The 22,203-nt window shown below is 60.6% G+C and carries 23 protein-coding genes and 1 tRNA gene; 5 read left to right on the forward strand and 19 right to left on the reverse strand.

Annotated elements, in window-relative coordinates; translation table 11 throughout:
• Positions 1 to 11: 11 nt before the first annotated feature.
• Both AAAU26_RS02100 and murD read right to left on the reverse strand, forming a co-directional pair.
• Positions 12 to 770, reverse strand: a complete 759-nt coding sequence (locus AAAU26_RS02100) for a GNAT family N-acetyltransferase (protein ID WP_349180894.1) — start codon at positions 768 to 770, stop codon at positions 12 to 14.
• Positions 767 to 2,167 carry a UDP-N-acetylmuramoyl-L-alanine--D-glutamate ligase gene (gene murD, locus AAAU26_RS02105; RefSeq protein WP_227619206.1) on the reverse strand — a complete coding sequence of 467 codons (1,401 nt, stop codon included), beginning with the start codon at positions 2,165 to 2,167 and terminating at the stop codon, positions 767 to 769. The genes AAAU26_RS02100 and murD overlap by 4 nt, the downstream gene beginning before the upstream one ends.
• 335 nt (positions 2,168 to 2,502) lie before the next feature.
• Between murD and AAAU26_RS02110 the strand changes: the two genes are divergently transcribed.
• Positions 2,503 to 4,074, forward strand: coding sequence for an ABC transporter substrate-binding protein (locus tag AAAU26_RS02110; RefSeq protein WP_227619205.1), 1,572 nt, complete (start codon positions 2,503 to 2,505; stop codon positions 4,072 to 4,074).
• A gap of 59 nt (positions 4,075 to 4,133) precedes the next feature.
• Here the strand turns inward: AAAU26_RS02110 and fabZ are convergent, their stop codons facing one another.
• From fabZ to AAAU26_RS02175, 13 genes are all read right to left on the reverse strand, one after another.
• The gene (gene fabZ / locus AAAU26_RS02115; RefSeq protein WP_158394835.1) at positions 4,134 to 4,592 is read right to left on the reverse strand and encodes a 3-hydroxyacyl-ACP dehydratase FabZ; all 459 of its coding nucleotides are present in this window, start codon (positions 4,590 to 4,592) and stop codon (positions 4,134 to 4,136) included.
• Between the two features lie 5 nt (positions 4,593 to 4,597).
• Positions 4,598 to 5,836: a beta-ketoacyl-ACP synthase II gene (gene fabF, locus AAAU26_RS02120; protein ID WP_158394836.1), complete on the reverse strand. Its 1,239-nt coding sequence runs from the start codon at positions 5,834 to 5,836 to the stop codon at positions 4,598 to 4,600.
• A 15-nt stretch (positions 5,837 to 5,851) separates the two neighbouring features.
• Positions 5,852 to 6,601, reverse strand: a complete 750-nt coding sequence (gene fabG, locus AAAU26_RS02125) for a 3-oxoacyl-[acyl-carrier-protein] reductase (protein WP_149794615.1) — start codon at positions 6,599 to 6,601, stop codon at positions 5,852 to 5,854.
• Positions 6,598 to 7,536 (reverse strand): ACP S-malonyltransferase, encoded by a 939-nt coding sequence (gene fabD / locus AAAU26_RS02130; RefSeq protein ID WP_227619204.1) that lies wholly within the window; start codon positions 7,534 to 7,536, stop codon positions 6,598 to 6,600. Before fabD ends, fabG begins: the two co-directional genes overlap by 4 nt.
• Positions 7,533 to 8,600 carry an NAD(P)H-dependent flavin oxidoreductase gene (locus AAAU26_RS02135; RefSeq protein WP_227619203.1) on the reverse strand — a complete coding sequence of 356 codons (1,068 nt, stop codon included), beginning with the start codon at positions 8,598 to 8,600 and terminating at the stop codon, positions 7,533 to 7,535. Before AAAU26_RS02135 ends, fabD begins: the two co-directional genes overlap by 4 nt.
• Positions 8,594 to 9,589 carry a nitronate monooxygenase gene (locus AAAU26_RS02140; protein ID WP_227619202.1) on the reverse strand — a complete coding sequence of 332 codons (996 nt, stop codon included), beginning with the start codon at positions 9,587 to 9,589 and terminating at the stop codon, positions 8,594 to 8,596. The genes AAAU26_RS02135 and AAAU26_RS02140 overlap by 7 nt, the downstream gene beginning before the upstream one ends.
• Before the next feature lie 4 nt (positions 9,590 to 9,593).
• Positions 9,594 to 10,550, reverse strand: coding sequence for a beta-ketoacyl-ACP synthase 3 (locus AAAU26_RS02145; RefSeq protein ID WP_227619201.1), 957 nt, complete (start codon positions 10,548 to 10,550; stop codon positions 9,594 to 9,596).
• Complete coding sequence (locus AAAU26_RS02150) at positions 10,547 to 11,512, reverse strand: acetyl-CoA carboxylase carboxyltransferase subunit alpha (protein WP_158390715.1); 966 nt, start codon at positions 11,510 to 11,512, stop codon at positions 10,547 to 10,549. Before AAAU26_RS02150 ends, AAAU26_RS02145 begins: the two co-directional genes overlap by 4 nt.
• Positions 11,509 to 12,384, reverse strand: a complete 876-nt coding sequence (gene accD / locus AAAU26_RS02155; protein ID WP_207677758.1) for an acetyl-CoA carboxylase, carboxyltransferase subunit beta — start codon at positions 12,382 to 12,384, stop codon at positions 11,509 to 11,511. The genes AAAU26_RS02150 and accD overlap by 4 nt, the downstream gene beginning before the upstream one ends.
• A gap of 2 nt (positions 12,385 to 12,386) precedes the next feature.
• Positions 12,387 to 12,620, reverse strand: a complete 234-nt coding sequence (acpP, locus tag AAAU26_RS02160; protein WP_149794608.1) for an acyl carrier protein — start codon at positions 12,618 to 12,620, stop codon at positions 12,387 to 12,389.
• Between the two features lie 386 nt (positions 12,621 to 13,006).
• Positions 13,007 to 13,390 carry a VOC family protein gene (locus tag AAAU26_RS02165; protein ID WP_227619200.1) on the reverse strand — a complete coding sequence of 128 codons (384 nt, stop codon included), beginning with the start codon at positions 13,388 to 13,390 and terminating at the stop codon, positions 13,007 to 13,009.
• Positions 13,387 to 13,605, reverse strand: a complete 219-nt coding sequence (locus tag AAAU26_RS02170; protein ID WP_158394842.1) for a hypothetical protein — start codon at positions 13,603 to 13,605, stop codon at positions 13,387 to 13,389. Before AAAU26_RS02170 ends, AAAU26_RS02165 begins: the two co-directional genes overlap by 4 nt.
• A gap of 28 nt (positions 13,606 to 13,633) precedes the next feature.
• Positions 13,634 to 14,527 carry an AraC family transcriptional regulator gene (locus tag AAAU26_RS02175; RefSeq protein ID WP_227619199.1) on the reverse strand — a complete coding sequence of 298 codons (894 nt, stop codon included), beginning with the start codon at positions 14,525 to 14,527 and terminating at the stop codon, positions 13,634 to 13,636.
• A 293-nt stretch (positions 14,528 to 14,820) separates the two neighbouring features.
• On the opposite strand from AAAU26_RS02175, the gene AAAU26_RS02180 reads away from it, so the two are divergent.
• Positions 14,821 to 15,060 carry a hypothetical protein gene (locus AAAU26_RS02180; RefSeq protein WP_149794605.1) on the forward strand — a complete coding sequence of 80 codons (240 nt, stop codon included), beginning with the start codon at positions 14,821 to 14,823 and terminating at the stop codon, positions 15,058 to 15,060.
• Between the two features lie 105 nt (positions 15,061 to 15,165).
• On the opposite strand, the gene AAAU26_RS02185 is transcribed toward AAAU26_RS02180, so the two are convergent.
• On the reverse strand, positions 15,166 to 15,543 hold the full coding sequence (locus AAAU26_RS02185) for a PH domain-containing protein (protein WP_015565122.1): 378 nt from the start codon (positions 15,541 to 15,543) through the stop codon (positions 15,166 to 15,168).
• 159 nt (positions 15,544 to 15,702) lie between these two features.
• Between AAAU26_RS02185 and AAAU26_RS02190 the strand changes: the two genes are divergently transcribed.
• Genes AAAU26_RS02190 through AAAU26_RS02200 form a run of 3 tightly spaced genes read left to right on the forward strand, consistent with a single transcriptional unit; the run spans position 15,703 to position 18,216 of the window.
• Entirely contained in the window at positions 15,703 to 16,698 is a 996-nt protein-coding gene (locus tag AAAU26_RS02190) for a nucleoid-associated protein (RefSeq protein ID WP_015565123.1), read from the forward strand.
• Positions 16,699 to 16,713: 15 nt separating this feature from the next.
• Complete coding sequence (locus tag AAAU26_RS02195) at positions 16,714 to 17,643, forward strand: AEC family transporter (RefSeq protein WP_158394845.1); 930 nt, start codon at positions 16,714 to 16,716, stop codon at positions 17,641 to 17,643.
• A gap of 12 nt (positions 17,644 to 17,655) precedes the next feature.
• Entirely contained in the window at positions 17,656 to 18,216 is a 561-nt protein-coding gene (locus AAAU26_RS02200; protein ID WP_227619198.1) for a GNAT family N-acetyltransferase, read from the forward strand.
• A gap of 47 nt (positions 18,217 to 18,263) precedes the next feature.
• On the opposite strand, the gene AAAU26_RS02205 is transcribed toward AAAU26_RS02200, so the two are convergent.
• The 3 genes from AAAU26_RS02205 to AAAU26_RS02215 all read right to left on the reverse strand — a co-directional run bounded on the left by AAAU26_RS02205 (position 18,264) and on the right by AAAU26_RS02215 (position 22,202).
• A complete protein-coding gene (locus tag AAAU26_RS02205) occupies positions 18,264 to 20,150 on the reverse strand; it encodes an ABC transporter ATP-binding protein (RefSeq protein WP_217211866.1) in 1,887 nt (628 codons plus the stop codon).
• Entirely contained in the window at positions 20,147 to 21,928 is a 1,782-nt protein-coding gene (locus AAAU26_RS02210) for an ABC transporter ATP-binding protein (protein ID WP_227619197.1), read from the reverse strand. Before AAAU26_RS02210 ends, AAAU26_RS02205 begins: the two co-directional genes overlap by 4 nt.
• Positions 21,929 to 22,126: 198 nt before the next feature.
• A tRNA-Gly gene (locus tag AAAU26_RS02215) sits at positions 22,127 to 22,202 on the reverse strand.
• Position 22,203: the final 1 nt, after the last annotated feature.

Here is a 22,203-nt window from a genome sequence, read left to right on the forward strand (position 1 = left end):
ATCCTTAATTGTTATTGTACTTCATATCGTGCATACTCCCCCATCTTCTCAAAGCCCAGCCGGGTATAGAAATGTACCCGCTCGGGGCTGCACAGGAAGACAGGCATCCAGCCTTCGGCGGCGAGGGCATTCGCCATCTCGACGATGAGCCGCCCGCCGACGCCTTTGCCCCGCAGAGCTTCCACGGTCTCGCCGCAGGCCATGTATGCCTGACCATTTGCCAGCGCGTAGGCTCCCACCGTACAGATGATGTTCCCTTCCCGTTCCAGCGTCCAGACCCGGGCAAGGCCCCGGCTGCGCTTGGAGCAGAGCTCAGAGTAAAAGTCGTCCCGTTTTGATGGCCTGTCAGGGAAGAGCAGATCCGCTGCTTTTCCGGCGGCAGGTTCTGTGTTTTTGGCAAGACTCTGCCAGAGGGCAGCGTCTGCCTCAGGCAAGGGCAGCTGACGCCCCGGCGCAAGGCCGAAGACGCTGTGTGTCTTTGCCCGCTTCCAACCGGTGGGCGGCGGACACTCGGCTTCATCCAGCACCACGGCCTCACAGCCGCAGAAAGCCAGAAAGCCCGCCAGCTCCTCGGGGTTGGCGTGACCCGCCAGCCACGCGGTGCTGCCGCCGACATCCAGCGCCAGCGTCGGCCCGGCGAAAAAGCGGCCCGGCTGGCTCTTACCGAAGAGGGCGAACGCCAGCGGCATGGTCGCCCCGAGACAGAGCTTGCCCCGGCAGGCGTTCAAAAAGCGCTGCTTCTGGCGGGGCGTTTTGATTTGGGCGATCACTTCAGCGCGTTGACGATGCTCTTGAACTCGCGGCCACGCACTTCAAAGTTCGGGTAGAGGTCGAAAGAAGCACTGGCCGGCGAGAGAATGATGATGTCACCGGGCTTTGCGCAGGCGCGGGCCAGCTCCACAGCGTGCTGCATGTTGTCGGCGTGCTGGATGGGCAGCTCGGCCTCGTTGAAGTTCGGGTCTTCGCGCACGGCCTTCTCGATGCGGGGGCCGGTAGCACCCATCAGCACGAGGTTCTTGACATGAGCCGTGATCTCAGGGGCCAGCGGCTCGTAGGGGATGTGCTTGTCGTAGCCGCCTGCGATGAGGATGACCTTCTGGTCGAAGCTGCGCAGACCGGCGATAGTGCGGGTGGGGCTGGTGCCGATGGAGTCATTATAATAAGTGACGCCGTCCAGCACGCGCACCGGCTCGATGCGGTGCTCCACGCCGGTGAAATTACTGCCCACCAGCTGGATGGCTTCCACAGGCACCTCGCCCCAGACGGCGGCGGCAGCGGCCAGCAGGTTCTCAATGTTGTGCAGGCCCCGCAGCTTCACGTCCTTCTGTGCGAGGAAGGGAGTCACGACGCCGTTCTCTGCCATGCAGAGCATCCCGTCCTCCCGCAGGAACGCGCCGTTGTCCGTCTCGTGCAGGCGGGTGAACCAGACCTGCTTGCCCTTGCAGTCCTTCTGCATGGAGCGGCTGATCTCGTTCTCATAGCCGAGGACAGCGCGGCAGGGCTGCTTCTGGTAGAGCAGGATATTCCGCTTAGCGTCGATGTACTCCTGCATATCCTTGTGGTGGTCGAGGTGGTTGGGGGTCACGTTGGTGACGACGGCGATGTTGGGGCTCTGGTGCATACTGATGAGCTGGAAGCTGGACAGCTCCACCACGGCCACGTCGTCGGGGCTCACCTCGGGCAGCATGGGCAGCAAGGCTGCGCCGATGTTGCCGCCCAGATGCACCCTGCGGCCTGCGGCCTCGTAGAACTTGGAGATAAGGGTGGTGGTGGTGGTCTTGCCGTCAGAACCGGTCACGGCCACGATCTCGCAGGGGCAGAACTGGAAGAACAGCTCCACCTCGCTGGTGACCATGGTGCCGGCGGCCATGGCATCCTGCAAAGGCTTCTCGAAATAGCCCACGAAGCCCGGGGTGCGCATGATGATGTCCTGCCCCTTGAAACCGTCGAGGTAATTCTCGCCGAGGCTCAGATCGATGCCCAGCTCCTTGATGGTGGCGGCGTAGTCGCCGAAATCTTCCACGCTCTTTTTCTGGTCGCAGAGGGTGACGTGCGCACCCAGCTCCACGAACTCCTTGATGAGCGTCTTATGGCTGACGCCCGCGCCGATAAAGGCAACCTTTTTGCCCTTGATGAGGTTTGCAAGCTCCTGCTGTTCCTTCTGCATAAAAAAGGACCTCCTCTATAAATGTATATTACCATAGCACCCCCGCCGCACACAGCCGCAGGAGAAAATGCATTGCCGTCCTCCATTATAGACCATTTGTTTCCGATTGGCAACGGAAAAACACAAACCGTGGCTCAAAATGTCCACTCAAATCAACAAAATGTCGATTGTCTTTTCTGCCTGTTTCTGTTACACTTATAGCGATTTCGATTTTTGGCGCAGCATCAACAGCATTGCGCCGGCTCAACACCAAAATTTTCCTGCGCCTGTCCGGGTGTAGTTTTCGTATTTCTTATCACTTTCTGAGACAAACAGGGCCGCACCGGCCCGAAAGGATGCATCTCTTGAAACAGCTTCGCTTTGTCGCGGCCCTGCTGGCTGCGTTTTTCGTTCTGAGCCTGACCGCCTGCGGCTCCGGCTCCAACAGCTTTACCTGGTTCGTGGACTCCATCCCTGCGAACCTCGACCCGCAGGTGGCGTCCAGCGCCTCGGACATCATCGCCTGCGAGAACCTCTACAGCGGCCTCGTCCGCCGCACATCGGACGGCAGCCTCGCGCCGGAATTGTGTGAGCGGTGGGAGGTATCTGCCGACCGGCTCACCTATACATTCTATTTGAAGGACGGCCTGACCTATACCGCCTCGAAGGGAGATCCCTCCGACTACGCCATCACCGCCGAGGACTTCGTCTTCGCGTTCCAGCGGATGTTCCTCCCCGGCACCAACTCCCCCTACGCCGTGGAGTTCTCTGCCCTCGAGAACAGCGCCGCCGTTCTGGCCGGTCAGAAGCCCGCCAGCGCGCTGGGCGTCACCGCTGCGGAGCCGCTGAAACTGGTGTTCCGACTCTCCTCGCCCGACGAGACGTTCCTCTCCAAGCTGACGCTGCCCGGCGCGATGCCCTGCGACGAAGCGTTTTTTGACAGCACCCGAGGCACCTACGGTCTGACCAGCGCCTCCACCCTTTCCAGCGGACACTTTTACCTTTATAACTGGACGTCCAGCGGCCTTTTCCTCCGCCGGGCGGCTTCGGGGAGCCAAATCGACAGTCTGCGCCTCGTGGAGAACACCACGAGTTCCGGCCAGTTCGCCGAAGAGCTCATCAATAACGAAAAATGCACCGCCGCCCTCGACGACAGCGGCACCCCCACCTCGCTGCAGAGCGTGTCCTACTCCGACACCACATGGGCGCTGCTCTTCAACTGCGACTCCATCTTTGCTTCCACTGAGCTTCGGCAGGCACTGGGCAGTGTAGCCGCTTCGGCAGTGGAAGTCCCTGGCGGCGGGCTGTTCGCGGAGGCAAAGGGCCTCATCCCCGACGGCCTGACTGTGGACGGCATCGACTACCGGCAGACGGCGGGCGATGTCCGCCCGGCCTTCGGCGACCCCCGCGCACTTTACATCGCCGCCCGCGACGGCGGCGTCTCCCCCTCCGACTTTGGCCGCGTCTCCCTGCTGCTGCCTTCCGGCAGCGGCCTCAGTGACACCGCCGAGCTCATCAACAGCGCATGGCAGAAGGAATTTTCGCTCTTCTTCTCGGTGGAAGAGGTGGAGCCGGAAGAGTTCCAGAAGCGGCTCGAAAACGGCAGCTACACCATCGCCCTCGCCCCCGTGCAGGCCGAGGGCGGCAGTGTCTACACCGCGCTGGCCCAGTTCTCCCCCACCGGCGGCGGGCTGACCGGCTACAGCGACGCCCTTTACACCACCCAGCTCTCGGCCAGCGCCACAGCCACCGGCAGCACCCGCTGCTCTCTGCTGGCCGCCTGTGAGCGCCAGCTCCTCGAACAGGCTGTTGCCGTGCCGCTCTTCACCCAGCAGAAGCGGCTGCTGGTGGCCAACGGCATCGAGGGCCTCGTCTTCGACCCCTTCGGCCCGGTGCTGGATGTGACGTATGCCACCAAATCAAAATAAAAAGCATAAAAACAGAGAGGATAGTTCAGGAATGACTATCCTCTCTGTTTTTTGCTTTTTTACGTTAATACGAAGGTCAGCTCTGCGGTGGCGGCGCACTTGCCGTCCACATAGGCGGACGCTTTGCCGATGCCCACCGGGCCGCGCTGCTCGACCAGCTCACAGTGAAGGGTGAGCACATCGCCGGGGGTAACCTGCTTGCGGAAGCGGGCGTTCTTGATGCCGCCGAAGAGGGCCAGCTTGCCTTTGTTCTCAGGCAGGCTCAGGGCCGCGACAGCGCCGGTCTGGGCCAGTGCTTCGAGAATCAGGACGCCGGGCATGACCGGCTGGCCCGGGAAGTGGCCGCAGAAGAATTCTTCGTTGCGGGTGACGCACTTGCGGCCAATGGCCCACTGACCCGGCTCGTAGTCCAGAATGCGGTCCACGAGGGCGAAGGGATACCGGTGGGGCAGGATGGCCGCGATGTCCTCGCTGGTCAGGCTGTTTGCGTTTTCACGCACGGTGCGGGGTTCTGCCATCGCTCTCAGCCCTCCCACTTCTTGAAGGCCAGGCAGGCGTTGTGTCCGCCGAAGCCCAGGCTGTTGCTCAGAGCGTACTCCATCTTCATCTCACGGCCCACATTCGGCACATAGTCCAAATCGCACTCCGGGTCGGGCTGCTCGTAGTGGATGGTGGGCGGCGCGAACTGGTCGCGGAGGGCCAGTGCGGTAAACACGGCCTCGATGCCGCCTGCGCCGCCCAGCAGATGGCCGGTCATGCTCTTGGTGCTGACGACGGCGATGTCCTTGGCGTGGTCGCCGAAGACGGCGTGGATAGCGGCAGTCTCGCAGCTGTCGTTCATGTGGGTGCCGGTGCCATGGGCGTTGATGTGGTCGATCTGCTCGGGGGCAATGCCGCCGTCCTTGAGAGTCAGCTTCATGCAGCCGATGGCACCTGCGCCGCCGGGTGCGGGAGCCGTGAAGTGGTAGGCGTCGCAGTTGGCGCCGTAGCCCACGACTTCGGCATAGATGTGTGCGCCGCGGGCCTTGGCGTGCTCCAGCTCTTCCAGCACCAGCACACCGCTGCCCTCGCCCATCACAAAGCCGCCGCGCCGTGCGTCGAAGGGCAGGCTGGCCGCATCAGGGTCCGTAGCAGTGGAGAGGGCCTTCATGCTGGTAAAGCCGCCGATGCCCAGCGGGCTGATGCAGCTCTCGGCACCACCGCAGACCATGACCGGCTCGTAGCCGTCGCGGATGCGGTGGAAAGCATCGCCTACAGCGTTGGTGCCGCCTGCGCAGGCCGTCACCGGGCAGGTACACATCCCCTTGAGGCCGAAGCGGATGGCGATCTGTGCTGCCGCCATGTTGGCGATAGCCATGGGGACGAAGTAGGGGCTGACCTTCTCCATGCCCTTTTCCTCGCCGCGGCTGTGCTGCTCCTCGATGGTGGGCAGACCGCCGATGCCGCTGGACACGATGACGCCGATGTTCTCGGCCTCGGCTTCGCAGTCGATGCCGCTGTCCTGGATGGCCTCAGCGGCAGCGCCCAGCGCCAGCAGGGTGAAGCGGGCCATCTTGCGGGCTTCCTTTTTGTCCACGACGGTCTCGGGGTCGAAGCCCTTGACCTCGCCTGCCAGCTTGCACTTGAACTCGCTGGCGTCGAACTGGGTGATGGGGCCGATGCCGCACTTGCCTGCGCGGGCTGCGGCCCAGCTGTCAGCGGTGTTATTTCCAAGAGGGTTCACGGTGCCAAGACCGGTGATGACGACTCTGCGTTTTTCCATAGAAAAAGCTCCTTTTTACATTGCCATGCCGCCGTCCACACAGAGCACCTGCCCGGTGAGATAGCTGCTTTGTTCGGCGGCGAAGAAGGCCACCGCGTTTGCTACGTCCTCCGGCTGGCCGGCGCGTCCCTCCGGGATGGTCTTGCACATCTCGGTGCGGACAGCCTCCGGCAGCGCGGCGGTCATATCCGTGGCGATGAAGCCGGGAGCCACCGCGTTGACGGTGACGTTCCGGCTGGCCAGCTCCTTGGCGAGGCTCTTGGTCAGGCCGATGAGGCCCGCCTTGCTGGCGGAATAGTTGGTCTGGCCTGCGTTGCCCCGCAGACCCACCACGCTGCTCAGGTTGACGATGCGGCCATAGCGCTGGCGCACCATCCGGCGTGCGGCCTCCTTGCAGCAGAGGAACGCACCCTTGAGGTTGGCGTTCAGGACGGTGTCAAAATCTTCCTCGGAAAGGCGGAGGATGAGGTTGTCGCGGGTGACGCCCGCGTTGTTGACGAGAATATCCACCCGGCCAAAGGCATTCACTGCTTCTTCGAACAGCTTCTTGCAGCCCTCGGCAGTGGAGACGTCGGCCTGCACGGTGACGGCCTCGACGCCAAGCTCTTTGCACAGTGCGGCAGTCTCGGCGGCAGCGGCCTCACCGTGGCAGTAGTTGACCACCACATTGCAGCCCTGCTTTGCCAGCGCAACACAGACAGCCCGGCCGATGCCCCGGCTTCCGCCGGTGACGACGGCGGCACGGGTCAGCTTTTCTTCGCTCATGCCTGTGCCTCCTTCCAGCTGGTGAGGAAAGCTTCCAGCTCTTCTGCCGTCTCGACAGCGGTGCAGTGGACATCTGCGCCCAGCGTCTTTTTCACGAAGCCGCTCAGGGCCTTGCCCGGGCCGACTTCGAGAATGTCGGTGACGCCCAGCTCGCCCAGACGGCGGAGGGTATCTTCCATGTAGACGCTGCTCTGCACCTGCTTTTCCAGCAGAGCGGGGATGCTGTCGCTGTCTGCCTTTTCGTGGCCGAGGCAGTTGAAGAGGACAGGCGTCTCCATCTCGCCGAAGTGCTCAGACGCAAAGCGCTTTGCCAGCGCGTCACCGGCGGGGTGCATCAGCTTGGTGTGGAAGGGACCGCTGACCTTCAGCGGGATGCAGCGGCGTGCGCCTGCGGCTTTTGCCAGCTCAGCGGCCTTTTCCACGGCGGCTTTTTCGCCGCCGATGACCAGCTGGCCCGGGCAGTTGTAATTGCAGATCTGGACACAGCCCAGAACGGATGCCTCTTCGCAGCACTTTGCCAGTGCGTCGCGGTCAAGGTTCATCACAGCGGTCATGCCGCACTCGATGCCCTTGGCGGCGTCGGCCATGGCTTTGCCGCGGAAGGCAGCCAGCTCCACAGCCTGCTTGGCCGTGAAGACACCGGCAGCTTCCAGCGCGGAGTATTCGCCCAGCGACAGACCGGCCAGATAGTCGGCCTTGACGCCGTTTTCCTTCAGGACAGCCGTGACACCGGCGGCGAAGGCCACCATGCAGGGCTGGGTGTACTGAGTCAGATTCAAAACGCCTTCCGGATCGTCGAAGCAGACGCTCTCCAAATCAAAGTCAAGGTCTGCGGCGTTGAACGCCTCCCGGAACGCGGGGTATCTCTCGTAAAGGTCTTTGCCCATGCCGGGGTGCTGAGAGCCCTGACCGGCATACAGAATGGCAAGCTTCATTGGTGTTTCCTCCAATCATCCATCAGTTCATCCATCAGCTCCCGGACACTGCGCATCCGGTCGAGACGGCCCACGTTGGCCCCGCAGAAGAAGAGTCCCTCTTCCACATTGCCCTTCACGGCCTCGATGAGGGCGTGGGTGATGCAGTAAGGCACCTTGGCCGGCTCACAGGCTTTGAGACAGCGGGCGCAGTGCTTTGGCGGGAAGCGCAGACCCTGTTCAAGCTTCTGCACCAGCGGAGTGGCCAGCGCACGGCCCGGCATTCCCACAGGGCTGTGGATGATGCGCACATCTTCGGGATTGGCCGCCAGCAGGACATCTTTATAGGTCTGGCTGGCGTCGCACTCGTAGGTGGGGATGAAGCGGGTGGCGAGCTGTGCGCCCGCAGCACCCATCTTAGTATAGTGGGCGATGTCCTCGCCCGTGTAGACACCTCCGGCCACGAAGACCGGGATGTCGTGGCCGAACTGAGCCTCGAAAGGCTTCACCTCAGCCAGCACTTCGGGCAGGATCTCGTCGAGGGTCTGGCATTTTCCAGCCAGAAGCTCTTCTTCCGAAAAGCCCAGGTGTCCGCCGGCCTTGCAGCCCTCGATGACCACGAAGTCGGCGGTGCGGTTGAAGGCTTTTGCCCACCGGCGGAGGATGAGCTTTGCAGCACGTCCGCTGGACACGATGGGTGCCAGCGCAACATCAGCTCTTTCCACCAGGCCGGGCAGCTCCAGCGGAAGGCCCGCACCCGATACGATGGCATCCACACCTGCCTCCACAGCAGTGCGGACGGCGTCGGCGTAGTTCTGGGTGGCGACCATCGCGTTGATAGCCACCAGTCCCGCGCCGTTGGCGATCTCTTTCGCTTTGGCGATTTCTTTTTTCAGCGCACGGAGATTCGCTGCGTAAGGGTCGCGGGCAAAATCGGGTTCTCGGTAGCCCGTGTCGGCGGTGGAGATGCACCCCATGCCGCCGCAGGCCGCGACCGCCCCGGCCAGCCCGCCGAGGGAAACGCCCACGCCCATGCCGCCCTGTAAGACAGGCACGGCCAGCGGCTTGCCTGCGAGGGTCAGCATAACTCGCTCAGCGAATGCATCCGCTGCCTCCCGCTCTCCCACAGCTCGTCGAGGATCTCAGCCACAGGCCGCACCTCGTGGAGCATACCGGCCACCTGACCGGCCATCAGACTGCCTGTGGCGGTATCGCCCTCAAAGACGGCGCGCCGCAGACTGCCCAGCGTGTATTTTTCCAGCTCCATCTTGTCGGCACCGGCCTTTTCCTGCCGGACATACTCGCGGCTCATCCGGTTTTTCAGCACACGGACGGGGGTGCCGCCGATGCGGCCGGTGACGATGGTGTCGCTGTCCTTGGCGCGCAGAAGCGCGGCCTTGTAGTTCTCGTGGACGGGGCATTCCTCACTGACCAGCAGGCAGGTACCCACCTGAACGCCGCAGGCTCCCAGTGCGAAGGCTGCCGCCAGTTGGCGGCCATCGGCGATGCCGCCCGCCGCGATGACAGGGACATCTACAGCGTCCACCACCTGCGGGACGAGGGCCATGGTGGTCATCTCGCCCACATGGCCGCCGCTCTCGGTGCCTTCGGCGATGACGGCATCCACGCCCAGAGGGGCAAGGTGCTTAGCCAGAACGGCCGCTGCCACCACGGGGATGACCTTGATACTGGCTTCCTTCCACATGGGGATGTACTTGCCGGGGTTGCCTGCGCCGGTGGTGACGACCTTGACGCCCTCTTCCACGACGATTTTGGCAAACTCGTCGGCCTGGGGGTGCATCAGCATGATGTTGACGCCGAAAGGCTTGTCGGTGAGCGCCTTGCAACGGTGGATGTTCTCCCGCAGCGTCTCAGCGTTCATGCCGCCTGCGCCGATAAGACCCAGCGCACCGGCGTTGGAGCAGGCAGCGGCAAACTCGCCGGTGGCGATGTTGGCCATTCCGCCCTGAATGATGGGGTATTTCGTGCCTAATATCTCGTTGAGTAATTTCATGTAAATCGTCCTATTTATAGGTTTTACTTTAGAGCGCTCACCCTTTGGGAGGGCTGGCATGGCGTCAGCCATGACTGAGAGGGCTGTACGTAACCAGCATCCCGCCCCAGGTCAATCCGCCGCCGAAGCCGATGCAGGATACCTTCTGCCCGGCTTTGAGCAGACCGGCTTCGGCCATCTCGTTGAGGGCCACCGGGATGCTGGCCGCGCTGGTGTTGCCGTGGCGGTCCATGTTCTTGTAGAACTTTGCGGCGTCGGCGTGGAGCGCTTTCACACAGTGGTCGATGATGCGGCTGTTGGCCTGATGGCAGACCACCCAGTCCACATCGCCCAGCGCCAGCTGCGTCTCGTCCAGCACCGCGTGCAGACAGCGGGGCAGTGCGTCCACCGCAAAGCGGAAGACGGCACGCCCGTCCATGCTGATGGGGGCCGAGCCGGTGCGGCAGGGGCCTCCTGCGTGGATAGCCTCGTCGCCCCGTGCGCCCAGCGTGATCGCAAACGGTGCGTCGCACAGTTCAAAAATCGCTGCGCCCGCACCGTCGCCGAAGAGCACACAGGTGGAGCGGTCGGTCTGGTCCATCAGGCGGGACAGCGCTTCGCAGCCCACCACGAGGGCGTACCGTCCACCCAGCGTCGCCATCAGGCCGCGGGCCACGGCGGTGCCGTAGATGAAGCCCGAGCAGGCGGCGTTGACATCCAGCGCGGGGCGGTTTTCGGGCAGACTCAGCGCCCGCTGCACCTGACAGGCCACACTGGGGGTGGCGTCAGGTGCCGAAAGGGTCGCGCAGACACAGCAGGCAATATCCTGCGGCGAAAGACCACTGCGCTCCAGCGCCTGCTTTGCCGCCGCGATGGCCAGCGTGGCGGCGGATTCTTCCTCCGTACACCAGTGGCGGGCGCGGATGCCGGTGCGGGTGGTGATCCACTCGTCGCTGGTGTCCACGGTGCGGCTCAACTCTTCATTGGTGACCGTGCGGCCGGGCAGAGCTCCGCCGGTGGCGATCAACTGCAAACCGTTCATGCTCGTTTCGCTTCTCCGATCTGACGAAATTTTTTGTACCGCTGGTCGGCCAGTGCCTTGCCGCTCATCTTGCAGAGGGCGGTGAGGTGGTTTTTCAGGGCCGTATCCATGGCGGCAAACAGGGCCGCGTGGCTGCGCTGTGCGCCGCCCACAGGCTCCGGGATGATCTCCTCGACGATGCCGTCCTTGTAGAGGTCCTGTGCGGTCAGCTTCATGATCTCGCAGGCTTCGCCGCTGCGGGAGGAATCCTTCCACAGGATACTGGCGAAACCCTCAGGGCTGAGCACCGAGTAGACTGCATTTTCCAGCATGAGGATGTGGTTTGCCACACCCAGTGCCAGTGCGCCGCCGGAAGAGCCCTCGCCGGTGACGACAGCGATGACGGGAACCGTCAGACCGCTCATCTCCATCAGGTTTCGGGCAATAGCCTCGCCCTGTCCCCGCTCTTCGGCCTCTTTGCCGGGGTATGCGCCCGGCGTGTCGATGAAGGTGATGATGGGGCGGCCAAACTTTTCGGCCTGCTTCATGAGACGGAGGGCCTTGCGATAGCCCTCCGGCCCCGGCATACCGAAGTTGCAGGCCATGTTCTCTTCCAGCGTGGAACCTTTGCGGTGGCCGATGACGGTCACAGGCATCCCGTGGAAGCGGGCGATGCCGCCCAGAATGGCGCTGTCCTCCCGGCACTGACGATCGCCGCACTGCTCAAAGAAATCGGTGAACAGAGCATTGATGGTCTCGTCGATATGGGGGCGCTCCGGGTGGCGTGCCAGAAAGACCCGATCCTCAGCGGTCAGCGGGCCGCAGCAGCGGAGGATCTCATCTTCCTCCACAGCCAGTTCGGCCAGCTCGGAAGCGTGGGCCGTGATAGCGGCCATCTGGCTTTCCTCGTCCTGTGCGCCGCCACGCAGGGCAGCGATCTGGGCGTCCAAAGGAGCAAGCTGCTCCAGAAGTTCTTTTATCATTCTGTTTTCCTCCCGCCTGCGTGGAGCTGCAGCAGCTGGATGAGGGTGGCGCGGAGCTCACTGCGGGGTACGACCTTGTCTACAAAGCCGTGTTCCAGCTGGAACTCGCTGCGCTGGAAGCCCTCGGGCAGGCGCTCGCCGATGGTCTGCTCGATGACGCGGGGGCCTGCAAAACCGATGAGTGCGCCCGGCTCGGCCAGCATGATGTCGCCAAGGCTGGCAAAGCTGGCGGTAACGCCGCCGGTAGTGGGATGGGTCAATACACTGATGTACAGCCCGCCCTTGGCCGAAAAGCGCTCGATGGCGGCGCTGGTCTTGGCCATCTGCATCAGGCTGAAAATGCCTTCCTGCATCCGGGCGCCGCCGCTGGCCGAAAAGATGACCAGCGGCAGTTTTTTCGCCGCCGCGTACTCGATGGCGCGGGTGATCTTCTCGCCCACGGCCGTGCTCATGCTGCCCATAAAGAAGCGGCTGTCCAGCACAGCAGCCACCACCGACACGCCGCCGATGCGGCCCACTGCCGCGACAGCAGCCTCGCTGAGGCCCGTCTTCTGGGTCTGGGCGCTGAGCTTTTCGGGATAGCCCGGGAAACCCAGCACGTCCTGCGGGGCCAGCTCTGCATCCAGCTCCCGGAAACTGCCGCTGTCCAGCACAAGGCTCAGGCGGTAGTACGCACCGATGGGCTGGTGATTGCCGCAGTTGGGGCAGACGAAAAGGCTCTTAGCCCAGATCTGGCGGGTGGCACGGCGGCCGCACTGCTTGCATTCCACAAACTGCGGCTCATGCCACGCCACACCGGTGTCCCGCCGGGCTTTGAGCTGGAAGGCGCGCTCCCGCATCCGGCCCGGGAACAAGTCTCTAATGTCGTTCATCGTTATGCCTCAGCGTGTGCAGTCAGGTAGTTGAAGATGTCGCCGACGGTCTTCATGTTGGCCAGCTCCTCGTCGGGGATGGAAACGCCGAAAGCGTCCTCCAGAGCCATGTTCAGCTCCACAGCGTCCAGGCTGTCAGCCTCGAGATCCTCGGTCAGGCTGGCCTCCATCGTGACCTTCTCTTCCTCGCAGTTCAGGGTGTCAACGACGATCTTCTTCATATCCTCAAAAGTCATGGTAATTTTCTCCTTTTATCTTGTGTATGTGTGTTGTACTATCGTATCTTGTTCGGGCAAATCAGTTCATGTCATTTAGTTAAATGTTTTGAACGATTTGATAAGGTCATTATACTCGCAAGGCCACCATTGTCAATAGTTTTATCTAAAAAGTTTTAGTTTTCTCATTTCTTTCACAGGTCGTTGCGCAACCAATACAATATTTTCGTCGTGTATTTCGGGCTTTTTGTAGTTTTTCCCGGCCCCTGTGCTATATTCGGCCCAGAAAATATGTATCTCATCGTCTCACTTGCTGCGGCGGGCATCGTGGTGCTGCCCGGCTGATAGATCCATAACAAAAAGAGCAGAGACTTGCGGGTTTTCACCGCAGGCTCTGCTCTTTTGTGTTACACCGTTATCTCGATTTGATTTCCTTCCACCGCAAGGACACAGCTTTCATAATAGCCGTCTCCGGTGGTGCGGGGGCCGCTGAGGACTTCGCAGCCGTCGGCCTTGAGGCGGGCCGTCAGCGCATCCACCTTCTCCTGACTGCCGACGCTGAACGCGATGTGCGCGTATCCGGTGCGGGCGGCAGGCTTCGGCTCGTCGGACATCCCGGGTTTGTTCATCAGCTCCAGGCGTGCGCCGTCCGCGAAAGTGAGAAAGTAGGAGCGGAAGTCCGTCCTCGGGTTGTGATAGCCCGCATTCGGCACGGCGTCAAAATAGCGCACAAAGAAGTCCTTTGCAGCCTCGAGGTCGTTGACGTACAGGGCGATGTGCTCGATTTTCACAGCGTCTCCTTTCTATGTTTCACCAGATAGTAGCCGATGCCGATGGCGTCCGCCAGCGCCATGCCCGCAATGAGGGCGAAGGACTGGAAGACGCTCTGGCGCATTTTATCGTACTCACCACTGCCGTACTGCATCGAGATGGCCGCGCCGCTGCCTATGCAGAGGCCCAGCAGGATGCTGCCGGTGATGGGGCCGGATGTCAATGCACGCTGCATGGAGATAGATTTCTCCTTTTCTTACATCTCAACAAAATTTCATACGGTATTCTTTGGGAGTACAGTGTTTTATCTCCCGGAAGATCTTGATAAAGTAGCTGCTATCGGTGAAGCCGCACTCCGCGCCGATCTCGCCGGTCTTGAGCCGGGTGGAGCGAAGCAGATCAGCGGCCTTTTCCACCCGGTACTGCTTGACGTACTGGATGGGCGTGATGCCCAGCATCTGCCTGAAACTGCGCAGACAGGCGCTCTCGCTGAGGGCCACGCTGCCCGCGATGAGCTGGACTGTCAGCTCTTCCGCGTAGTGTTCCTCCACGAAGTGGAGCATCTGCTTCATCCGCTCGGAGGCGATCTGCTCCTGCTGGGAGACTTTCGTCCGCCCGCCCACGCACTGGGTGCTCAGCAGCCGCAGGGCCAGAGAGAGGTAGTAGCGCACCCGGTTCTCGTAGTCGAAGGGCTCATCTGACACGGCTTTCCAGCTCTCGTGCAGACAGTCCAACACCTGTTTCTGCCACGGCACCAACGCATCCAGAAGGAAAAATGGCGGGGCGTCGGGCTGGGTCATGGGGCGGATGAGCTTCTGCCAGAAGATAGTGTCCATGCCGCCCACAAGGCGCGGATGGAACACGCCCGAGTGGAGCAGGGCTGTGCCTTCCGGTGCCTGCTCCACCGCGTGGAGGACGCCCGAGTTGATGAACACTCCCTGCCCGGTCTGCAAGGTGAGGCGGGTCTTGTTGACGTCCACATGGAGCGGTCCCTTCGTGCAGAGCACATATTCAAACTCTTCGTGCCAGTGCCACGCCACCGAATAGCTGGACAGATCCTCGGCATAGCAGGCGATGGGAAACAGCGCGCTGCCGTGCTGCACAAGTTCCCTGCCCTTTTCGCTGGCGACGATGTTGGAGCTGATATTTAGTGCCATATTCGCCAATTCCTTTCCCCAATACATTGAAGATTTTTTATCAAAGCCGATTTTGTTGTACAAAGAATGTGTTTTTGTTCTATCATCTGTGCCGGTTTCGTGGTATTATTTCATCGGAGCTGATAAGCCCAGTATAGCACTGAAACAGGGCAGATACAACCCACAACGAAGCTTTGCTTCCAAGGGTCTTGCGCACTGCCCCACAGCTCCAAGGCCGCGATGCCGCCCGCACCCCGACCCACAAGGCTTTTGCAGAAGTCTTACACACTTTACCGAACACGGAGGTATTTATTATGCTTCGCATCGAATATTTTGATAAAAACCGCTTCATGAAACAGGTCGCCGCAAGCCGCGGCAGCGTCATCCTGCACCTGGACAATGGCTCCACCTGCGACCTCAAGAAGGACAACGAGGCTTCCGCCATCTTCCAGACCCTGGACGCTCCCAAGAAGGGCTTCAGCATCAGCGTGAGCGACCCCGCTGATGTCACCGGCTTCCTGCGCTATATGCTCGAGGCTGGCCGCGCCTGCTGAAAACGCCATCATCTATTCTTCATTATTCATCATCACAGCAAAACGGGACAGCCCCGCTCTGGCACATCTCAGAGCGGGGCTGTCCCGTTTTGTTGCATTTTTATTTTACAGGATGCACCGGCTGATGGCCTGCGCCACAGCCAGGAGCTCTTCCTGCCCGATGAAGCCGAACTTCATCTCGTGCTCGTCGGCGTAGCAGACCGTCAGTTCCGAAGTCTGCAATGGGTCGCCGAAGCCTGCCGTCTGGATGCCGAAGTGAACGATCTTCCGGTAGGGCAGGACGAAGATCTCCTGCCGGGTGCCGGTAACGCCCTGCATATCCACCATGAAAATGCGGTGGCTCGTAAAAACGGCCTGATCGCGCACCGTCTTGTATGCGCCCACGATGCTTTCGCCGTCCAGCAAAAGCGCCTGCACATTCTTGCAGATCTCCTTCTCCTTGATGCGGATGAGGTTCTGCATCGGCTTTTCCCGAAATTCCATACCGGAAGTCTCCCTTCTTTTGCCCTATATAATAGGTGTTTCTGGGCCAAGTATAGCATTTCTGCCACAGAGCTTCAAGTCATTCTCGCCTTTTGGGCCGGGTTGTGTTATACTGACAGGTGATTTGAGATTTCTTGTATACAAAAAAGAGGTTCACATATGGAGATCATCGTACATCAGGCCATTCTCCACGTTCTGGATACCACGCTGGATGCCCCCGTGCTCAGCGGCAGCTGCATGGAGATGACAGCCGAAAAGACGGCCTATCTGCAATACCACATCGAAAAGCTGCTTGCCAGCGACGACATCCGCCAGTGCCGCCCCCTGCCGGACTCGGCATTCCGGTACGAGCTGGAACAGAACAAGGACTTTATCGACCTGTCCTGCCGCATCGCGGGCGTGCTGTTCGACTATATGCACGCTCATACCACCATTCCGGGGGCCGACCTCGCTGTGGTGGACTTCACCCGGGACGGCCAGCCGTGGCTGGGCATCCTCAAGCTCAACTATAAAAACGGCTACACCCACTACACCGAGAGCGTAGACGGTGCGCCGGTCAACTCCATCATCCAGCAGCGGGCCTGCCTGCCCACCCAGAGCGGCAAGGTGGAGGAAGGCGCACTGGTGGACCTGACCGACTACTCCATGAAGCTGCTGGAGAAAAAGTTCGACATCGACGGCCACAAGGAGTTTTATCTTTCCACCGTCGTTTTCCAGTACACCACCGCCGAGCCGGAAAAGAAAAAGCTGCAGGCCATTCAGGACGCCGCCGTCCAGGCCGTGCAGGAGAACTATCAGGATGAGCCCCACGTGGAGGCACAGGTGGCCATGCTCATTGCCAATCAGGCCGCTGACAACGACAACAAGGTGACGGTCGAGCAGGTGCGCCGGCAGCTTGCTGAGGAATACCCGCTGGCGGCTGTCCCCTTCGACGACTATGTGGAGAAAAGCGACGTCCTCGAGCCGGCGCAGGCCCAGCAGCCCGTCACTGTCTCCCCCGCCCGCATCCGCCGGATGGAGAGCCGCAGCATCCACACCGCTAGCGGCATCGAGGTAAAGATCCCTACCGAGATCCTCTCCGAGGATTCTGCGGTGGAATTTCTCCACGCCGAGGACGGCAGTGTTTCGCTGCTCATCAAGAACGTCATCCTGTAAGGAGGGGATCTTATTATGGACCTTGCTGTCATCACCGCCCAGCAGGTGGCGGAACTGTTCATCCTCATAGGGCTGGGGGCTCTTGGTGCCAAGACCGGCCTGCTCCGCCCCGAGGGCAAGCAGACTCTCTCGAACCTGCTGGTCAACCTCGTCGTCCCGGCCATGATCATCAACTCCTACCGCATGGAGTTCAGCGCAGAAATTCTGCACAACCTCATGGCCGCGTTCGCCCTGAGCACCCTGTCCATCCTGCTGGGCCTTGTCATCACCCTGCTGTTCACGGCCCGCAGCAGGGACAGCCGGACGCCCATCTTCCGGTTCGCCGGTGTCTTTTCCAATGCGGGCTATATGGGCTTGCCCCTCATTTCGGCGCTCTTCGGCTCCGAGGGCCTGCTTTATGCCAGCGCCTTCTTTACCATGTTCAATCTCCTGCTCTGGACGGTGGGCTACAGCATGGTCAGCGGCAGCTCCGACCCCAAAAAGGTCGCCCAGAGCCTGCTGCACTGCCCGGCCATCTACGCCATCGTCGTGGGTCTCGTCCTCTACCTGCTCCAGATCCCGCTGCCCGACCTCATCGTCCAGCCCATGGAACTTCTGGGCGACATGAACACTCCCCTCTCCATGCTCATCACCGGTATGCTCATCGCCTCGGGCGACCTGCACCGCACCCTCACCGATCAGCACATCTGGAAGCTCACCGTAGTCCGGATGCTTTTCATTCCAGTGCTGACCATCGCAGCTTTCGCCGCGCTGGGGCTCTTCCGCTACGGCATGGTCACGCAGGTCATCGTGCTGCTGGAATGCTGCCCGGCTGCATCCATCACCTCGGTGTTCGCCGTCCAGTTCCACCACGATGAGCAGTTTGCCGCCGGCAGCGTCGTGCTGACCACCCTGCTCAGCATCGTGTTTCTGCCGCTGTGTGCGCTTATCATTACGATGTTCTGAGGAGTAAAAACCATGTCCGATATTACCATCCGCAACGCCACATTGGCCGACGCACCCCGCATTCTGGAAATCTACGCCTACTACGTCGAGCACACGGTCATCACTTTCGAGTACGATGTGCCGTCGCTTGCCGAGTTCGAGGGTCGGATGCGGGACATCATGAAAAAATACCCCTACCTCGTCATCGAGCGGGATGGCCGCATCGAGGGCTACGCCTATGCCCACGCTTTTGTGGGACGTGCCGCCTACGACTGGGCCGCAGAGCTGACCATCTACCTCGACCACGACGCCAGGCGCGGCGGACTGGGCCGCGTCCTCTATGAGGCGCTGGCCGACCGGCTCAAGGCCATGGGTGTCCTCAACCTCTACGCCTGCATCGGCTACCCGCAGGTGGAGGACGAATACCTCACCAAAAACAGCGCCCAGTTCCACGAACATCTGGGCTTCACGCTGGCCGGTACCTTCCACAACTGCGGCTATAAGTTCGGGCGCTGGTACGACATGATTTGGATGGAAAAAATCATCGGCGAGCACCGCCCCGACCAGCCGGACATCGTGCCGTATCAATATTGAGCCTATGCAAAAAAGCAGGTGCATCGCATGATGCACCTGCTTTTGCTTTACTGTTTATCCATTTGTTCTTTGTGGTATTGCAGCGTGTACAGCTGATAATACCGGCCATGTGCGGCGAGAAGCTGCTGGTGAGTTCCCTGCTCCAAGATCTTGCCGCGCGACAACACGATGATGTTATCTGCGTGCTGGATGGTGGAGAGGCGGTGTGCCACGATGAGCATAGTGCCGACGCTGCGCATCTTTTCCAGCGAATCCTGAATCAGAAGCTCTGTCTCAGTGTCGATGTTGGCGGTGGCCTCGTCCAGAATCATGACGCTGGGCTTATGCAGGATGGTGCGGGCAAAGCTGAGCAGCTGGCGCTGGCCCGCTGAGAAGTTATTGCCGCGCTCCCGGACTTCTTCGTCGAGGCCGTGCTCGAGTTTGTTGATGAAGTGGTCGGCATTGACATACCGGCAGACCTTCATGATTTCTTCGTCCGGAATGTTCTCCTCCCGCAGGACGATGTTGCTGCGGATAGTACCCGAGAAGAGGAAAACGTCCTGCAGCATCTGGCCGAAGTGACGGCGGAGGGAGGAAATCTTGATTTTGCGGATGTCGATGCCGTCGATCAAAATCTCGCCCTTCTGGAACTCGTAGTTGCGGCAGATGAGGGAGAGGATGGTGCTCTTGCCCGAGCCGGTGGAGCCGACAAAGGCCACGGTCTGGCGGGGCTCCACATGGAAGGAAACGCCCTGCAGCACCCACTCGCCAGGGATGTAGCTGAACCAGACGTCCCGGAACTCGATGTCGCCCTTCACTTCGTCCAGCTCAACGGCATCGGGGGCGTCCACCATCTGGGGCTGGATGTCCATGATGGAGAAGACCTTCTCCGACGACGCCAGCGCCGACTGCAGCCAGTTGAACTGCTCGGCGAGGTTCTGGATAGGGGTGAAGAACTTGGAGATATACATATAAAAGGTGACGATGGTGCCGCTGGAAATGGTCTGCCCGAGGAAGGTGACATGGTTCAGATGGCCCATGCCGCCAAGATAGAACAGGCAGAGGATCGAGCTGATATACAGCATATACACCAGCGGACGGAAGACGCCGAAGACGAAGATCTGCTCCTGCGTGGCCTTGGCGAGGGTCTGGCTCTTCTGGCGGAACTCCTCCATCTTCTCGTCCTCGCGGCCAAAGATCTGGGTGACTTTGATGCCGGAGAGATTCTCGGAGAGGTAGGTGTTGATGTCGGTGGTCGCGTCCTTGACCTTACGGTAAGCACGGCGAGAGAACTTGCGGAAGATGACCGTGAACAGGAGGATGAAGGGTACGAAGCAAAGCACCATCAGGGTCAGCTCGTAGTTCAGGAAGAGCATCGCCACCAGAATGCCCAAAATGACGAAGGCGTTCTTGGTGAGGTTGACGAAGAGGTTCGTGAACATCATCGAGATGGCGTTGGTGTCGTTGGTCACGCGGGTGACGAGCTTGCCCACCGGGATGTCGTTCAGCTGGCCGTGGGAGAGGCTTTCAATGTGGGTGAAAAGGTCTTCACGCAAATCGGAGATGATGCGCTGGCCCACACGCTGCAGAATGACGGCCTGCAAATAGGTGCTGGCCATCGAGAAGAGCAGCACACCCGCGTACACGGCCACACTGACATAGAGGCTTTTCAGTTCGAAATCGCCTACCACAAGCTCTTCGATGTAGCCCACGATGAGGGGCGACGCGATGTCGTAGGAGATGGAGAAGAGGACGAGAAAGCCCACGACGACGAACTGCTTGAGGTAGGGTTTGGCGTAGCCGAAGAGGCGGCGCAGGATCTCGCCGTCGGCCATGCTGCGCTCGAAGCCCATAGCCGTTTTCTTGTCTTTGACGCAGGCGTAGGCGATGAGCAGCAGCACCGACACGGTGCCGATAACGCCGCCTACGAGAAGAAGCGGATTCAGACTCATCATGCGTTGCCACCTCCCACTTCGTCTTCAAGCTTCTGCAAATCGACCATCTTGTGGTACTCCGGGCAGGATGCATAGAGCTGGTCGTGGGGGCCGACGGCCTCCACTCTGCCGTCTTCGAGGAAGATGATCTTATCCAGTCCCTCCACCGTCGAGATGCGGTGCGCGATGAGCAGAGTGGTCTTGCCTGCACGGCTCTTTTTCAGGTTGTCGAGGATGATTTTTTCCGTCCTGGTATCCACCGCCGAAACTGAGTCGTCGAGGATCAGGATGGGCGCATCTTTCAGCAGGGCGCGGGCGATGGAGATTCGCTGCTTCTGACCGCCCGAAACGGTAACGCCGCGCTCGCCCAGGACAGTCTCGTAGCCATCCTTGAAGTCCACAATGTTATCCCGGACGTCAGCAAGGCTGGCTGCCCGTTCAATGTCCTCAGGGGTAGCGTCATCCACGCCAAAGGCGATGTTGTGGGCGATGGTATCCGAGAAGAGAAAGTTCTCCTGCGGGACATAGGCACACGCCTGCCGCACCGAGTGGATGGAGACGCCGTTGACGTCCTTCCCGTCCACGAAAAGAGTGCCGTCGGGGACGTTATAAGTGCGCAGGAGCAAATCGACCAGCGCCGTCTTGCCTGCGCCGGTCTTGCCCACGATGCCCACGCTCTCGCCGGGCTGGATCGTGAAGGAGATATTTTTCAGCACATCGAACTCGCCGTCCGGGTAGCGGAAGGTCAAATCGCGGAACTCGATGCCGCCCTTGGGGTTTTCGAGGTCCGGCACACCGGCGCGGTCGGCCACATCAATGGGTGCGTCCAGCAGCTCGGTGATGCGGTTGAGGGAGGCTTTGCCGCGGGAGGTCTTTTCGATGAGCATTGAGATTGCCATGATGGGCCAGACGATCGCCTCGAAATAGCCGATGTACTCCACCAGCTGGCCCGCATTGAAATCGCCCTTGTAGACAAGATAGCCGCCGTAGCCGAGGATGACGCAGATGACCGACTCCACGAAGAACGTCACCATTACTTCGAGCAATACTGAGATGCGGGTATACTTTACGTTGATCTCTTCGTTGTCTTTGTTGAGTTTGCGGAAAGCGATGAGCTCTTTGAGCTCCTTGACAAACGCCTTGATGACCGCGATGCCGGAGAAGTTTTCCTGCGCAAAGTCGGACAGGTCAGAGAACGCCTGCTGGCGCTTCTCCCACGTTTTGGTCATGGTCTTGCCCATCACGGTGCCGATGGCAAACATGAACGCTGCCGGGATGAGGGCCAGCATGGTCATGCGTCTGTCCATGCACCACATCCGGTAGAGGGCCAGCAGACCCAGCACCAATGCGTCAAAGAACATCAGGATGCCGTCGCCGAAGCACTCCTGGATGGTGTCGAGGTCGTTGGTGTAGAGGCTCATGAGGTTGCCGACCTTGTTCACCTGATAGTACTGCTGGGACAGACGGCGGCTGTGGTCGAACATCTTCTCCCTCAGATCCGCCTGCACCCGGATGCTGGTGCCGAAGAAGCAGATGCGCCACAAAAAGCGCCCCACCACCATGAGCAGCACGATCCATATCATGGGCAGGCAGATGTGCTGGAACAGCACCTCTTTCGTGAAAGGCATTGTCTCGTCCCTCACCACCACCTGTCCAAGGTTGACGCCGTTGATGACCAGACGATAGAGCTGCGGCACAAGCAGCTGGATATAGTCCACCATCAGCAGCGCAAGGATGCCCAGCAGCAGCGCGGGCGCGTGGCGCAGGTAATAGCGGTTGATGTACTTGCCGAATATCACTGGTTTTCCCTCCTTTTCCCATAGCACAGAGGCGAGCCAACGCCCGCGGGCCGAACTCCCGCAAGCGGTCAGCCCGCCTCTGTTTGTTGCACGATAGTCTCAGTATACGGCCCGGAGCATCGATTTGTCAACATTCGATGCAGTTTCTGTTGAAAAAAGCCATCGTCGTGCATCTCTGCACAAACGATGGCTTCATGTTGGAGCGGCCGACGAGGCTCGAACTCGCTACCTCCACCTTGGCAAGGTGGCGCTCTACCAGATGAGCTACGGCCGCA

Origin of the sequence: Faecalibacterium longum (genome assembly GCF_040094125.1) — a bacterium.
GTDB classification, from domain to species: domain Bacteria; phylum Bacillota; class Clostridia; order Oscillospirales; family Ruminococcaceae; genus Faecalibacterium; species Faecalibacterium longum.